Raw genomic sequence first — 14761 nt, forward strand, 5'->3', positions numbered from 1 at the left:
GAGCACGGAAAACTGATATTGCCGTCGCCAATAGCGCATTAATTGCAGTTGACGGGAATTCCGGACAAAGAATTTCCGGCGACGAGAGATTTCCTGGAGACCGACGTCTGCGGCTTGCGAAGTGTGGTGGTGGTGCGAGCGGTGGTGCGAGCGAAGCAAAGCCCGAAATGACCCGGCCGGCGACCAGGCCAGGATGCCCGAAACCGACATCGTTCGGGATTCGCGACGTCCTCCACGTGAATTTACGGCAGCCCGATGGCCCGACTTCTCCACGGGGTGGATGGATGCACGGTGAATCCGTCCTGCAATTCTGATGGACCGGAATCTCCGCCAGCGCTATGCCCAGAGTCCGGAACCGACGGTCGCGGGCCGGAGTTTCAGGGCGTGACGAGGCGCGACATCGCCGTGGTTGCGCGATGCGGGAGGGGAGTGCTCCGGATGCTGAGGATCGTCCAGAACCGGTCGGCTGCCATTCAGAGAGTCATTGACAGTTTGCTGCGAATGTGGCTTTAGTGAGAGGAACGGCAATCAGTGTGGATGGTCAGGATGGAGATTTCGGGATCGGTGCCGGTTTGGAAAACGAAGGTCGATAAGTCAGGTCGAGTGCCGCTGCCCGTGGAGCGGCGTGACGCGATGCAGGCGGCTCCGGGAAGTGAACTGGCTTGGATTCGGACTGACGAAGGCATCCGGCTGGAGCATCTCGACGATCTGATCGTCCGGATTCAGGGCGACTTCGAGAGCCTGTCTCGGCTGATGGTGAGTGGTCGGACGAACTGAGCTGCTCCGTTTCCGCTGAGGAACGAGCGGGCTTCGTGCTGAGTCAAACTGACGATCCTCCGGCACTGTCGATCTGTCACACGGTCACCGACTGAAGGACTCAAGGCAGGTCGGGCCACCGTATGCGGATCGATCGGATCGAAGCCGGGATAGTGATGCGTTTGATCGTGCGATTTCAGGAGAGCCGCTCTTTGATATTGTCCAGCGAGAACCGGCTCGCTCGTAACTGCTGAATCCACTGACAACGGTCGACTATGTCGGTCGAATAGAGTTGGTGACGGGACGCCACCAGTTCCGCAACCTGTAACTCAACTATACCGCGAGCGGGGCAGAATGAGACATTCGGGCTCGCGGGAGTAAGAAGAGCGAAAAGTATCGGCGTCCGCCGCGGCCAGTATATTCCTCCGCGCGGCGGGAGGTGTGTGATTGCAGCCTGCTCGGAACGATGACTTCGAGCCTGCTGCCGGAACGCCGTTAATCGAAATGCCGTTAAACAGTGTGACTTTATTAAACAGCCCGCTGCCCCGCAGCGGGCTGTTGTTCTATTCGCCGAAACAGTTTCGGACGGAACTCCGACGAAATCGCAGTCACCGCGCGACAGACAGGCCGGCTCCGGCGTGACATCCCGAAGAGTGATCGATGTCCGATCACACGTGTGGCCTTTCAGGATTGCTGACAGCAGGCTTGTGATGAAGAATTCGCGCTGAAGAAGTGTGTGTTGAATGCGCCGATGTGTGCGACGGCCGTGATGACGGTCGCGGGGCCGGCGGGGCGAATGGTTCGGGCCGATGACGACAAGCCCGCGAACGCAGCTGTCGCTCAGGCGTCGCAACCGGCGAGTACAACCGTCATGGCGGCGGCCGTGCAGCGCGAGCAGTCGAGAGGCCGAAGCGGCAACATGAGCAGCTTGTTCTGCAGGAACGGCATTGTCACGGGCACGCGGACGGGACGAACGGCGTCGTGAGTCGAGCCCGGCCCCGGCGATGAAGTCAACCGTCCGCGTGGCAGCCATTGACGGTCCGCCGATACGGCACGGTCGGGCGACGCGCGAAAGCGGACTGACGTCGCGAGGCTGACTGGTGTTGCGATCGGTCGCGGCGGCGTGGTTTCAACGCGCGATCATTGGTCGGTTGGTGAACTCGCTGTGCCGGCTGCCGGCTGGCGCTTGATGTCGAAGGTCTGATCGAAGAACTCCAGCATTCGATTGAAGCAGTAATCGTTGACAACCTGGGCGAGGTCCATTCCGTGGGGCCAGCCTTCGAGACGTTCGTAGCGCGATTCCACTCCGGCTTTCTTTAACGCTGCGTCGAGAGTATCGGCTTGTTCCACGGGAACGAGATCGTCCAGCGTTCCGTGGAAAGTCAGCGTTGGCGGATCGTCGCTGGTGATGTGCGTCAGCGGCGACGCGGACCGATACGCTTCCGTAGCGTCATCGTAGGACCGGCCAATGAAGCTGGTGACCAGTTCGTGGCTGCGGGCATACGGCGTTGTGAGATCAACCGGGCCGTAGAAGTTCACGACGGCCTGAACTCGACTGCTGACATCAAAGTTGCCGCCGCTGCGATCAAAGTCCGGAACATCCGACGAATAGCCGACCATCATCACCAGATGTCCGCCGGCAGAACCTCCCGCAGCAGCGATGCGATTCGGATCGATGTGATATTCGGCGGCATGTTTGCGGACCCATCGCACAGCGCACTTGGCGTCCTGAACGGCTGCCGGAAACGGAGCGATACCGCTGAGCCGATAGCTGATCGTTGCCACAACGTAGCCCTTTTCGGCAAATCGAACACCGTAGTAGTGATAATCTTCGCGGCTGCCTCCCTTCCATCCGCCGCCGTGAATAAACACCAGCACGGGAACGTCGTCCTTAAGTCCTTTGGGAGCGTACAGATCCAGTTGCAGCGACGCGTCGCCGACTGTTCCGTATTCGATTCCACGAGTGACCTGCACAGTTTCGGGAACAGGCAGTTCCCGGTCCAGCAACTTCAATTGTCCGCTGGCGATGGCCAGTTTGATCAGTGTTGCCGACGAATAGCCGTCCGGCGGTTCTTCACCGGACGCTGGAACCAGTGACTGCACGGTGACGCCCGCGGCAAGCGCAATGGCAATCATCGACGACAGATGTTTGGTCGAACGAAGGCGTCTGATCGGACAAGGTCGCCGGCGGAGGACTCGGTACGTCATTCCGGATTTCCTGTTGAAAGGTTGTCAGGCCGCGTGACGGCAAGCTCCAAACCCACGGCCTGAGTGATTTCACCTCCGGCCGAACCGGGGCCGGTGCGTTCTTCGTAACCGCCGACTCGAAAGTCGAAACTCGGAACCAGATAGCCGAGTTCGCCATTGGCCAGGCCGATGATGGCCCTCAGGCGACCGGTCATTTTCTGAGTGACCCGAAAGCCGATGTCCGGCAGCAGTTCGCCGGGGACCGTGATGAACTGTGCATCGCCGATCCAGACGACGCTCATTTCCGTGCGCACATGACCGTCGTGCATTTCGACCGGTCCCGGCGCGTTTTCCAGGAACGTGCGAACGGATTCTCCCGTCACCGGGTACTCAACGGTTCTCGTTTCGATCGACAGTGTTTCCGATTCGGAAGCGACCGAATTGGCGGCTGCCTGAACGACAAACTCCGTCAGCCGTCGCCCCATCTCTTCCGCGGCCGCCTGAGTTCGAAATCGCGTGTCAGGAGTCAGCATGCCTCCCAGTGCGCCGTTCAGGAATACCGACTGCCCTCCCAGCCGCGCCGACGTTTCCCTGCAGAGTGTTCCGACAAAGTCCGGCGACAGAGCACGGGTCTTGTCGAGTTCTATGACCTCCGGATGGCAGGCCAACTGAATCACGTTGACGATCGGCCTGCCGTCGTCGCCGATTACCTGCAGCACGTTGACCGTGGGATCCAGAACTCCCGGATCGCGCCCGTTTCGCACGAGGTCAACAACCCGGCCGCCATCAAGCGGCATTTCCGACGAACCCAGCCGCAGCCCGGCGACCCCGGTCATGTTCGCGGCCGCGTTCATCACGGCGGCTTCCGTCCGATTCAGAATTCTCGCCGCGTAGCGTTCCGGGTAGTGGCCATAGAATCCGATCGTGTCGACATTCGCGTGCGTGTGCGACATCGCGATGATCACATTCGGAAACCCCTTCTCCGCAAGCGAATCGCGAAGCTTCTGAACATCCCACGGCCCGAGCCCGAAGACGTCCAGGCCGGCGATGACAACTTTCCGTTCGCCACGTTCAAACACGGCCACTCGCGCGAATAGATTTTCGCCCAACGAAAGCAGCGATCCCTTACCGTCCGGCAGCAGGTCATCGAAGCGTTCCGGAGCGATACTTTCCTCAGCCGTTCCAACACGCAGTTGCATCGGCACCCCTGACCGTGGCGGCGCCTGCAGTTGTCGGCGCAGGTCGATTCGTGCGTTTGGATGATCGACCGGGACTCGCCGCGGCTGCGGCTGAAAGTAGATGACACCCGTCGTCGCACCGTCCGGGCGACAGATGAACTTCAGTCCGCGCTGCGTGTAGTCCAGATACTGCTGAGTCTGAAACAGAACCTCCGCTTCCGGAACACCCAGCGTTCGTTCGATCGTCGCGCGGTCCGGATAGTCTGGATCCGCTGATGCCGCAGTAACGAGTTCCAGCCGCGAATTCCGGAAGTACAGCCGATCGCTGAGCGCCGGATTGCCGACCGCCGGATAGCGCAGATCCTGCGGAGAGCGCGTTTCGACTGGCGAGTCACCGAGTGCTGCACGCACCTCATCGAGCGTTGCGCGACCGACGACCAGACCGCGATAACTTGGCGCGTCCGGCATGTCGCCCGCGCTGACCATGTGGGAACACCAAACCGCGGCAAGAACGGCGGCGATGACGAAGCCGCTACGGAAGATTCGAAACCTCATGCAGCCACTCATTTCGTACGCGCAGGAATCGATCATGACGGATATGGTTTTCACCGACGTCCGGCCCATGCCACCGGTTTCAAGCGGTCACTCCGGAAATAATGTTCCGTCGCTGCGGACTCACGATGAGACACCGACCGTGCGTGTACACCGACAGCGGATCATCCTATCGACGGAAAACCAGCGTGGTGATCGACCACGGCTGACCGTGAAAGTCGTACTCCAGTTCCCCATAAAGCGCGACGTGGCCGGATTCGGGAACAGCAGTTCTGCCAACGCTCTTGCCGTTGATGACATCCAGTTCCTGCGATTCCCACTGGTCATCACGAAAATCCATGTCGGCGGAATGAGCCACCCAGAGTCGCGTCTTGGCCGGCTGCTGGTCACTGGTCATTGTCAGAGAAAGACCCTGAGAACCTTCGGTGAAGTCCCAGGAAATCTTCGGCATTTCCACACCGGCCGCCACGTGACGGAAGAAGACCGCCAGAGTCATTAGCGCCGCATCACGACCGTCGTCAAGGCCGTGGCCGGCGTTTGGAACCTGCCGGATAAACCTGCTTCCCGACAGGTCGTCAAAGTAGAGATTCATGGAATCGACGACCCAATAACGGTCGTTTGTGCCGACGATCAGCAGCTTTGGCAGAGTCAACTGTTTGCGGTAGGTATACGGGTCCATCATCATTCGCAGGGCAATTTCGCGAGGCGTTTCTTCCACATCGGGCGCCTTGATAAGTCCCTTGCTGGTGTAGTCAACAATCTGTTCGCTGTATTCGCCCCACGTGTCCAGTTGATGCTTCATCTGAGCACGAAAGTTCAGCACGTCGATCACAATCGGAGCCGTCGCGACGATGCGATTATCCACAACGGGAGTCAGCCAGCTTGTCCAGCCGCGCTTGGAACCGCCGGTGATAACGAAATGTTCAACGGGCTGATCCCATTCGGCCGAAAGCTGCTGGACGGCGTCCATAGTCTTGACGGCACTCTTGACCATCGGAAACAACAGCGGCCAGGTATCGTCACCGGAATTCAGATATTTCAGCCACGTGTCCGTAATCAGATCGTCTTCCTTCCGGCCGCCGAACAGTGGCTGATTCGGCACCTGGTGCAGCATGACGACGCGTGCACCGCAGGCGGCGGCCAGTTGCAGGCCCATGCTCATATCATCCCTGTCGGGCGCGCTGGGGACGCTGCCGCCGGTGACAAACAGCAGGGCATGGCTGGCAAACGCGAGATCCTTCGGTTCATAAATCTCGACGGCGTGCTTCCAGACAATATCGTGCCATTCCTGTGAAGTCAGCGACAACTGGTAGACAGTTCCGGCGTCCAACTTCGTTTTTGAAGTCACCTTCCACTCAAACTTCGGTTCCGGTCGGCCAACGTAACGAAATATCGCGTCGGGGACGCCGCCGCCGGGAGCAGTCTTCAAATTGTCCGCCTGAACGTGACCGGCGACACAACACAGCAGAAGCAATAACGCAGCGACCGACTTCATGAAATCCCCCACAACGCAGAAGTCCGAAGGAAAAACTCTGAAAGACCAAGAATCGCCCGGCCGCCCGAATCGTCACTCCGCAAGCGGCGACACATTGCTGTGTGGGACAAAACGGATTCCGCCGCCGACACCCCACGATCCGCGACAAAACGCTCAGCGGCGCGGCATCACTTCGTCACGAGATCGATTCGTCCCATATCGGAAGGTTCGCCGCGTTTGACGGTCACTTTGAATGTGGACGTCTTTTCGTCGGAATACTTTCCCTTCAGTTGATCCGGGCCGCTGTAACTTCGTGAGAACAGGTCCATCTTGCCCCACATGAATGTCAGCACGTAGTCTCCTTCCGGAACACCATCGCCCGTTTCATAGGTGGAAATTTCAAACTTGCCATCTTCGCCGGTCAGAGCGGAGGAAATCGTCGTGTGTTCCTGATCGAACCCGGCAACGTTGTGGCATTCGACCTTAAGCGGCGTTGTCGCCGGAACCGCAACGCCATCGACGAATACCTGCCCGGTCAGCCCGGATGTTTCCTTGCGATACGGCGGCTCTTCGCCCGAACAGCCGGCCAACAGCAACATGATAGTGCCGATGAATATATACTGGCCGCGGCCGACGCCGATACTTTTCGCTCTTCTTACTCCCGCGAGCCCGAATGTCTCATTCTGCCCCGCTCGCGGTATAAACCGGCTGGCAGATGCCTGTCGGCGGCTCCGATCCGTCCGAATTCTCTCAGTCACAAAATTCATGAAACACCTGTCAAACTGGTTCATCCGGAAACCGGAGTACTGGTTCCATTGCGTTTCTGTACCGACGGGCCGACACAACCCTGGTTACGTCAGTACCGGACTGCCTCTGAATCGCTCAGCCTGTGGCCGAAGGCCGCACGCAGCGATTCAGGGTGCCGCGGAAACGCCGGCCGCAGTGGACAGCGACCGGCACTCCGGACGTCGCGTCAGCCTGCGTGTCAGAATTCGCCCAGGACTTCGCCCTTGCTGCGAGTAATCAGCCCGGCAAATATTCCCGCGTCGATATTGGCACTCAGGAAACGAGCGGAACCATCCATCAGCAACACCTGAGCTCCACCAACGTGAAAGCTATAAAGTCCGGCTCCACGGGCGTTCGAGCAATTAATCGGACACGGTCCACCGTTAGGTGCGAATGGCGAAGGCGTACCGTCGTAGAGGGCACCCGCAATCCAGTTCTCTCCGTTCAGAAGATCGGACCAGGCACCGCCGTTCGTCGTTCCCAATACGGTTGTATAAGTTCCATTTCCCTGATGCCGACTGTCGTAAATGGTGGTTCCTCCCACACGTTCACCGACGGCGATCGTGTTGGACGTCCCGTCCGTGAAGTCGCGCATTTTGGTCGTATCGTCGCTGCTACCCGTGGGATTGGACGGGTTGAAACCGACTGCGTTCATAGCACCGCCGCGGTTGCCGCCGGGATTTCCTTTGTACGCGATCACCGCGATTCCGGCACGAACTCCCGTGGTCGGCGTGTAGTCACTGCGAGCAGCGGTCCAGGTTAGAGGAAAGCCGGCCGGAGTCAAGTCGTACGTGTGCAGAACCATTCCCGGTGTCGACGGGCAAAGATAGACCTGCAGAGGCGTCTTGATGGCCGCCTGCTGGCGGGCAATGGATGATGCGGGGCCAAATCCGAATGCCGCTGCCTGGTCATACGCGGGAATGTTGGGGTCCAGTTCACGCCACAGATTCGCCTGTTCCAGATAAGGCAGGATCTGCACGCTCCAGACGGAGGAATTGAAATCGGCTCCCAGCATCCAGGCAAAGGGAAACGACAGGTGGGCATCGTGATAGTTGTGCAGAGCCAGACCCATCTGTTTCAGATTGTTCTTGCACTGAGTCCGCCGAGCAGCCTCACGCGCCTGTTGCACCGCCGGCAGCAGCAGCGCGATGAGAATTGCGATGATCGCAATCACTACCAGCAATTCGATGAGCGTAAAGCCCCTCGCGCGTTTTAGGTTTCGTTTGTCTTGTCGCATCGAACACGCTCCTGAACAGGACTGGGGAAAGAAGATCCCGAACTACAAACCGAAGGAAACACAGTAAACGATACGTGTGAGATGATTACGGTGTTCGCTGCGAAATCCTGATGAACATCGCGCACGCATCCGCGAGTCAGGAACCCGCCAGTGACGGCAAAGTTGCGGAGCATCTGCGGTGCGGGTGCATTCTTAAGCGAACAACGCAATAACCGACCGGTCGGTCGGCTCAAGCTTAGCAAGCGCTTGAAACGAATTCAAATGGACATGCATCGGTCAGTCCATCGCGCCGCGTTCCAGCGACTCCTGCCTTGGAACGCACTGCCGTAAACGTTCCGATTTCCGAACGGTCATGTTTCACTGCGAGTGGATCGGCAGGCAGAGCTTGCCGGGCACGGCGTTCCAGGGCTGGAGCCATGAGCCACTGGAACGAGTGAAGCCGCTTCGGTGGCGTTTGGCGGCTATTCGCTGTTCAGCAGACCGGCAAGGATGAATCGGCTGGTTTCTTCGGCGACTTGTTCCGCGGACAGGCGGCCGCCTGGGTCGAACCAGCGTGAGATTCCCAGCACCGTGGCGAGTACGTTGAGTGCCGCGACATCAACGTCAAGGTCTCGCAGTTTTCCCTGTAACCGCAGCTCATTCAGGCACTGCCGCAGAAAATTCAGGTAATGCCGTTTTCGGGCGATGATGTGCTGACGATGGTCCGGATTCAGAGCGGGCAGTTCTTCAGTGAGAATCGTGATTTCGCGGACGTATTCGGTCATTCCGGCGTGGCGATTCAACAGGAACCGCAAACGGTCTTCGGCATCGGCAATTTTCCCGGCGGGTTCAATCACGAACGATTCGACCGTGTCCATGGCGAACTGCATGATCGCGAACAGCAAATCCTTCTTGCCGGTGATGTAGTGGTACAGCCCGGGTTTCGTCAGGTCGACGGCCTGAGCGATGTCATTCATCGACGTGGCGTCCAGTCCCTTTTGAACGATTAGTTCCGCCGCTGCCCGGTAGATCTCAGCAGTGCGATCACGCTCCAGCGGCTTTTCGGTCGGCAGTGTTTCCAGCGACGTGGCTGTCATTGCGAGTTGCAGGCCCTTGCAAAGTGGTGAGTATTCTGGTTAGCTCCAGGCGTCCCGACTGTCCGGTCGGTCGGTTTTCAGTTTTTTGAAAATAGCCAACACGATTGCCGATTGCAAATGCACGCGGGAAACATACGAACACTGCTGATCGCGGGAATCCTGTCGATGAACAATGCGTTCTGCGGCGGCCAGGAGCGGCAGCTGATCATTCATGCCGACGACGCCGGCATGTCACATTCGGTTAACGTCGCTACGATCGAAGCTCTGGAAACCGGCATCGTCACGTCGGCCAGCATCATGGTTCCTTGCCCGTGGTTTTCTGAGTTTGCGGAATACGCGAAGAATCATCCGGAATACGACTACGGCATTCATCTGACGCTGAACGCGGAGTGGAATCATTACCGCTGGGGGCCTGTGACATCTCGCGACAAGGTGCCCAGTTTAATCGATGAGAACGGTTACCTATGGGACAACGTGGCTCAGGTTGCCGCTAACGTCCGTGCGGAAGAGGTCGAAACGGAGCTGCGGGCTCAAATTGATCGGGCGAAGGCGTTCGGAGTTCCGCTGTCGCATCTGGACACTCACATGGGAGCACTCGTCAGCCGGCCGGATCTGGTGGAAGTTTATGCTCGCCTGGGAATCGACTACAACCTGCCGATCCTGTTCATTCGAAAACTGGATGACGCCACGGCGGCTCAGTATCCGGCGATGAAGGAGGCAGCCGATCAGATCGTCAGGACACTGGACGCCAGCGGTCTGCCGGTGCTGGATTCGCTGTCGCAGTTTTATGGCGGGGATACTCACGAGCAGCGCACCGCCAGCTACTACGAGTCTTTGAAGAACCTGAAACCCGGTGTCAGCGAACTCATCATTCACTGCGGGATCGACAACGAAGAACTGCGTGCGATCACCAACAGCTCCGCTCGCCGGGACGGTGATCGTCGAATCTTCACGTCGGACGAAATGCGAAGCTTTCTGTCGGAACAGAAGATCGGGCTGCTGACGTGGAAGCAGTTTCGCGGGCAGGTCTCTGAAAAAGCGGCACCGAAGTAGCGGCGTGACTCCGCGAACGGCAACACGACTCTCGATGACGGACAGAATCCGCCGCGGCAAGGTCGACGAAATTACGAACCCGGTGCGTCGTACAGAGCTGCCAGAGCACCTTCGAACTGGCTGATGACGAACCGGCGGCGCACTTTCAGTGTGGCGGTCAGTTCGCCGCTTTCCATCGACAGCGGTCGGCTGAGCACCAGAAACCGCTTGACTCGTTCCGGCGGACTGACGGGCTGCATCACGGCGGCGATCTTCTGTTCGAAAAACGCGGCGATGTCCGGCGACGTGATGAAGTCGCCTTCGACGTCCACTGACCAGCCGCGCTGCCGGCATTCGTCGTCCAGCATCGCGGCGTTCGGAACGATCAGCGCGGAAATGAAGGGTCGCGCGTCGCCGTAGACGACGGCCTGATCAATGAACGGTTCGCTGATCAGCAGCCGTTCGATTTCCGTGGGAGCCACATTCTTTCCGCCGGACGTGACGATGATGTCCTTCTTGCGATCCGTGATGTACAGGTACCCGTCGTCATCGATCGTGCCGACGTCTCCCGTATGCAGCCAGCCGTCGGCGATCGTTTCGTTCGTCGCTTCAGTGTTGCGCCAGTAGCCCCGCATCACGTGAGGTCCGCGAGTCAGCACTTCGCCGTCCGCGGCGATCCGCACTTCCACACCCGGCAGAGGCCGGCCGACGGAACCAAGGCGATTGGCGAACACATTGTTGAAGCTGATCACCGGCGACGATTCCGTCAGGCCGTAGCCCTGGTAAAGAGGAATGCCGCATTCCTGAAGTCCTGCCGCGATGTATTTGGGAAGCGGAGCTCCGCCGGAAGACAGGTGATCCAGACGCGGGCCGAATAGCTTTCTGAGTGTGGTGCGGCGTTCATCCAGCGGCAGCGAGGCCACGGACGACCAGACCTTTTCGTAGAACCGCGGCACCGCCGTCATCCATGTCGGATGCGTCATCGTCAGATCGTCGAGCAGGACATCGACCGGACCGCCGACGCAGATCGTGCCGTTGGTGTACATCGTCTGGTACAGATCAACGGTTCTGGCGTAGATGTGACTGTAGGGCAGCCAACTGAGAATCACGGCCGACGCGTCGTAGCCTCCCGTCGTTCCTGTGACGACGGCGTTGGTCAGCAGGTTGTCGTGAGTCAGCATGACTCCCTTGGGATTGCCGGTCGTGCCGCTGGTGTAAATCACGGTGGCCAGGTCGTCGCTGGTGACGGTGTCTTCTCGGTCCAGCACCTGGTCTTTCCAGTCATCCGTCGGAAGACAGTTGTGGATCACTTCCGGCCAGGTCCGAAGTTCCAGCTCCCGTGACGGCTGCAGAGATTCGGGCAGCGGTTCGAAGGAGATCAGAAACTCAAGGTCTGGCAACTGATCCAGAACGTCAAACACCTTCGCCGCCTGTTCTGCGCCGCTGACGATGACTCCCCGCGATTGCGAATGGCCGACCTGATAGGCGACCTGTTCGGGTGTCAGCGGAGCATGCATCGTGACGCCGGCGGCTCCGCACGACAGCACGGCCAGGTCCGCAAGGATCCATTCGACACGATTTTCAGATAGGATACCGATGCGGTCGCCGCGATTGATGCCAAGCTGCAGCAAGCCAAACGTCGCTCGGTCGGCAAGATTTCGTGCGTCGTGCCAGGACAGATCGTGCCAGAGTCCGTCTCGCTTGTAACGAATTGCAATGCGCGGCCCGAGAGCGCTGGCGGCGGAGCGGTGCATGGTACAAAGCGTGCCGTCGGCCATCGGACTCTTTCTGTCGTCAATCACCCAGCCGTTCGAAGATTGTGGCGACTCCCTGCCCCTGGCCGACGCACATCGTCGCAAGTCCGTACCGGCATCCTTCGCTTTGCATCCGGTGCAGCAACGTGACCGAAATGCGGCACCCGCTGGCTCCCAGAGGATGTCCGATGGAGATCGCTCCGCCGCGTGTGTTCACGCGTTTTTCATCGATACCCAGCCGCTTCAATACGGAAAGCACCTGCACGGCGAACGCTTCGTTGATTTCAATGCAGGCCATGTCGTCCAGCGACAGGCCGGCTCGCTTCAGAGCCTTGTGAACGGCCGGAACAGGTCCGATTCCCATCTCGCACGGTTCGACGCCCGCGACGGCCATCGCCTTCACGCGAGCCAGAGGCTTCATTCCGAGTTCGCGGGCCTTGTCTTCGGACATCATCAGCACAGCCGCCGCTCCCACGCTTAGCGGAGAACTGTTTCCGGCCGTGACCGAGCCGCCGTGAGGATTGAACACCGGCGGAAGTTCCGCCAGCGCCGACACGCTGCAGTCGGACCGAACACACTGGTCGCGAGTCAGCGGGATTCTGCGGCCTTCGTCGTCGCGTCCCCAGGTCGGGATAACTTCATCGCTGAACGCGCCGGATTGAAATGCCTGATCGGCAAGTTCATGGCTGCGACACGCGAATTCGTCCTGCTGCTGACGTCCGATTTCGTACTTCACGGCCAGGTATTCGGCTGTCATGCCCATGTTCATCATCGCTTCGCTGTTACGGCGGAACAGTCGCGGCGACGGGTTGTAATCCTTATCCATGGGAATATGGTGCATGTGCTCAACACCGCCGGCGATCTGGATGTTTTCGCATCCGGCCGCGATGCTCATCGCACAGTCGTTGATCGCCTGCAGGCTGGATGCGCAGTTGCGATTGATGGTGACGCCGCCGACTTCGATCGGCAGTTCGGCGATGATTGCGGCGTTGCGAGCGATGTCGAACCCCTGTTCGCCCTGCTGCTGAACACAGCCCCAGCGAATATCTTCGATCAGGTGCGGATCGATGCCCGACCTGTCAACGATCGCTTTCATGAGTTCCGCGGAAAGATCGTCGGAACGAGTATCGCGGAACAACCCCTTGTCCGGCGACGCCTTCGCAATGGGTGTCCGAATGGCATGCGTGACGACGGCACTGGTCATATTGATGAGATTCCCGAGAGCGGTTGGTTGTTAAGGGCTGCCCGTGCAATTGTTTCGGCGACTGTTGTTTCGGTTAATGCGCCGTTTTCCAATTTGTCCTTTCCGCGTGCATCAGCCGCCGAACTTTGTTTTCGGAACCTCCAGCGGATAGAAGCGATCGCCGGACGACGCCATCTGCTTCAGCATCTCCGGAGCTTCAAACCGTTTTCCGAGAGACTCGTACTTCGCGGCACGATCGACAATCGCGGCGGCTCCTTCGTTGTCACACCATGCCAGCAGGCCGCCTCGAAACGGCGGAAATCCGGTTCCGAGAATCATCGCCATATCAACGTGCGCCGGCTCGGAAACGATGCTCTGTTCCAGAGCCCGCACGGCTTCCAGCAGCATTGCCAGAAACAACCGGTCGGTGATTTCCTCAGTGGTGTGTGATTTCGAATCAACGCGAGCCGCGGCGAGGACGGATTCGAAATCGGGATCGTCCGCAGGCTTGCCTTTGGGGCCGACGTATTTTCGAAACCCGCTGCCGGATTTTTTCCCGAGTCGTCCGAGTTCCACCATCTGTTTCAGAATATCGTGCTGCAGAGCGCGATCGGAATAGGCTTTGACCAGCACGTCTCCGGCGAAGTAAGCAACGTCGATGCCCACCATGTCGTGCAGTGCGATCGGGCCGACCGGCATTCCAAACCGCGTCGCGGCCCTGTCGATCGCATCCATCGGCGCGCCTTCCAGCAGCAACTGGACGGCTTCCGCCATGTAGGGCATCAAAACGCGATTGACCAGAAATCCGGCGCAGTCGTTAACGACAATGGGCGTCTTGCCGATCCGCCGGGCGAGACCGACAACGGTCGACACGGTTTCGTCGCTGGTCTGTTCGCCGCGAATGACTTCGACCAGAGCCATGCGGTCGACGGGAGAGAAAAAGTGCATGCCGACGAAACGTTCGGCCGCCGGAGCCGACCTGGCCATGCGCGAAATGGAAATCGTCGATGTGTTGCTGGCCAGTATCGCGTCGCCGCGCATGACTTCCGCAAGTTGACCGTAGATCTTCGTCTTGAGTGCCTCATTTTCCGGAACCGCTTCAACCACGATGTCACAGTCAGCGAAGATGCTGTGCGACGTCGACGTACTGAGCATCGCGAGCATCCGGGCGAGATCGTCAGTGGTGGCCCGGCCGATTTTGATCCGGCTTTCGACGACTTTGGACGCGGCCTGCAGGCCCGCCGCAATACGATCGTTGTCGATGTCGACCATGGCTGTCGGAATGTCGCGACGTGCGCTGGCGGTGGCGATGCCGGCTCCCATCAGTCCGGTGCCCAGCACGCCGACTCGCGCGATGTCGCGTGGCGGCACCGCTCGCAGATCGATGCCCGGATTCCGGTCCACCGCATTTCCACGAAAGAACACGCCGATCAGATTCGCCGCGGAAGAAGACTGCATGATCTCCAGAGCGGCATCACGTTCCACCTGCAGTGCCTGATCCAGCGGAAGATTGATCCCGTCACGAATCGCTTTCAGCGCTACCAGA

General features: G+C 59.2%; 11 protein-coding genes. 2 read left to right on the forward strand and 9 right to left on the reverse strand.

The genetic code is table 11. The annotated features are described in order from the left end of the window. Positions 1 to 564 precede the first annotated feature (564 nt). Positions 565 to 777 carry an AbrB/MazE/SpoVT family DNA-binding domain-containing protein gene (locus tag R3C19_24845; GenBank protein ID MEZ6063591.1) on the forward strand — a complete coding sequence of 71 codons (213 nt, stop codon included), beginning with the start codon at positions 565 to 567 and terminating at the stop codon, positions 775 to 777. Positions 778 to 1896: 1119 nt separating this feature from the next. Here R3C19_24845 and R3C19_24850 read toward each other — a convergent pair. From R3C19_24850 to R3C19_24875, 6 genes are all read right to left on the reverse strand, one after another. Beyond that, positions 1897 to 2892 (reverse strand): alpha/beta hydrolase, encoded by a 996-nt coding sequence (locus R3C19_24850; GenBank protein ID MEZ6063592.1) that lies wholly within the window; start codon positions 2890 to 2892, stop codon positions 1897 to 1899. A 68-nt stretch (positions 2893 to 2960) separates the two neighbouring features. Further along, entirely contained in the window at positions 2961 to 4676 is a 1716-nt protein-coding gene (locus R3C19_24855) for a hypothetical protein (protein MEZ6063593.1), read from the reverse strand. Between the two features lie 166 nt (positions 4677 to 4842). Further along, a complete protein-coding gene (locus tag R3C19_24860; protein ID MEZ6063594.1) occupies positions 4843 to 6168 on the reverse strand; it encodes a PhoPQ-activated protein PqaA family protein in 1326 nt (441 codons plus the stop codon). A 167-nt stretch (positions 6169 to 6335) separates the two neighbouring features. Continuing rightward, a complete protein-coding gene (locus R3C19_24865; GenBank protein MEZ6063595.1) occupies positions 6336 to 6746 on the reverse strand; it encodes a hypothetical protein in 411 nt (136 codons plus the stop codon). Between the two features lie 386 nt (positions 6747 to 7132). Beyond that, on the reverse strand, positions 7133 to 8170 hold the full coding sequence (locus R3C19_24870) for a DUF1559 domain-containing protein (protein MEZ6063596.1): 1038 nt from the start codon (positions 8168 to 8170) through the stop codon (positions 7133 to 7135). A gap of 461 nt (positions 8171 to 8631) precedes the next feature. Further along, a complete protein-coding gene (locus R3C19_24875; protein MEZ6063597.1) occupies positions 8632 to 9246 on the reverse strand; it encodes a TetR/AcrR family transcriptional regulator in 615 nt (204 codons plus the stop codon). 165 nt (positions 9247 to 9411) lie between these two features. Between R3C19_24875 and R3C19_24880 the strand changes: the two genes are divergently transcribed. Further along, positions 9412 to 10299, forward strand: coding sequence for a polysaccharide deacetylase family protein (locus tag R3C19_24880; GenBank protein ID MEZ6063598.1), 888 nt, complete (start codon positions 9412 to 9414; stop codon positions 10297 to 10299). A 71-nt stretch (positions 10300 to 10370) separates the two neighbouring features. On the opposite strand, the gene R3C19_24885 is transcribed toward R3C19_24880, so the two are convergent. The 3 genes from R3C19_24885 to R3C19_24895 form a co-directional block, all read right to left on the reverse strand. Beyond that, positions 10371 to 12080 carry an AMP-dependent synthetase/ligase gene (locus R3C19_24885; GenBank protein ID MEZ6063599.1) on the reverse strand — a complete coding sequence of 570 codons (1710 nt, stop codon included), beginning with the start codon at positions 12078 to 12080 and terminating at the stop codon, positions 10371 to 10373. After that, entirely contained in the window at positions 12073 to 13236 is a 1164-nt protein-coding gene (locus R3C19_24890) for an acetyl-CoA C-acyltransferase (protein ID MEZ6063600.1), read from the reverse strand. The genes R3C19_24885 and R3C19_24890 overlap by 8 nt, the downstream gene beginning before the upstream one ends. A 111-nt stretch (positions 13237 to 13347) precedes the next feature. Then, positions 13348 to 14761, reverse strand: a 1414-nt coding sequence (locus R3C19_24895; GenBank protein MEZ6063601.1) for a 3-hydroxyacyl-CoA dehydrogenase NAD-binding domain-containing protein, incomplete at its 5' end; no start/stop codon positions are given.

The organism is Planctomycetaceae bacterium, assembly GCA_041398785.1.
Taxonomy (GTDB): domain Bacteria; phylum Planctomycetota; class Planctomycetia; order Planctomycetales; family Planctomycetaceae; genus JAWKUA01.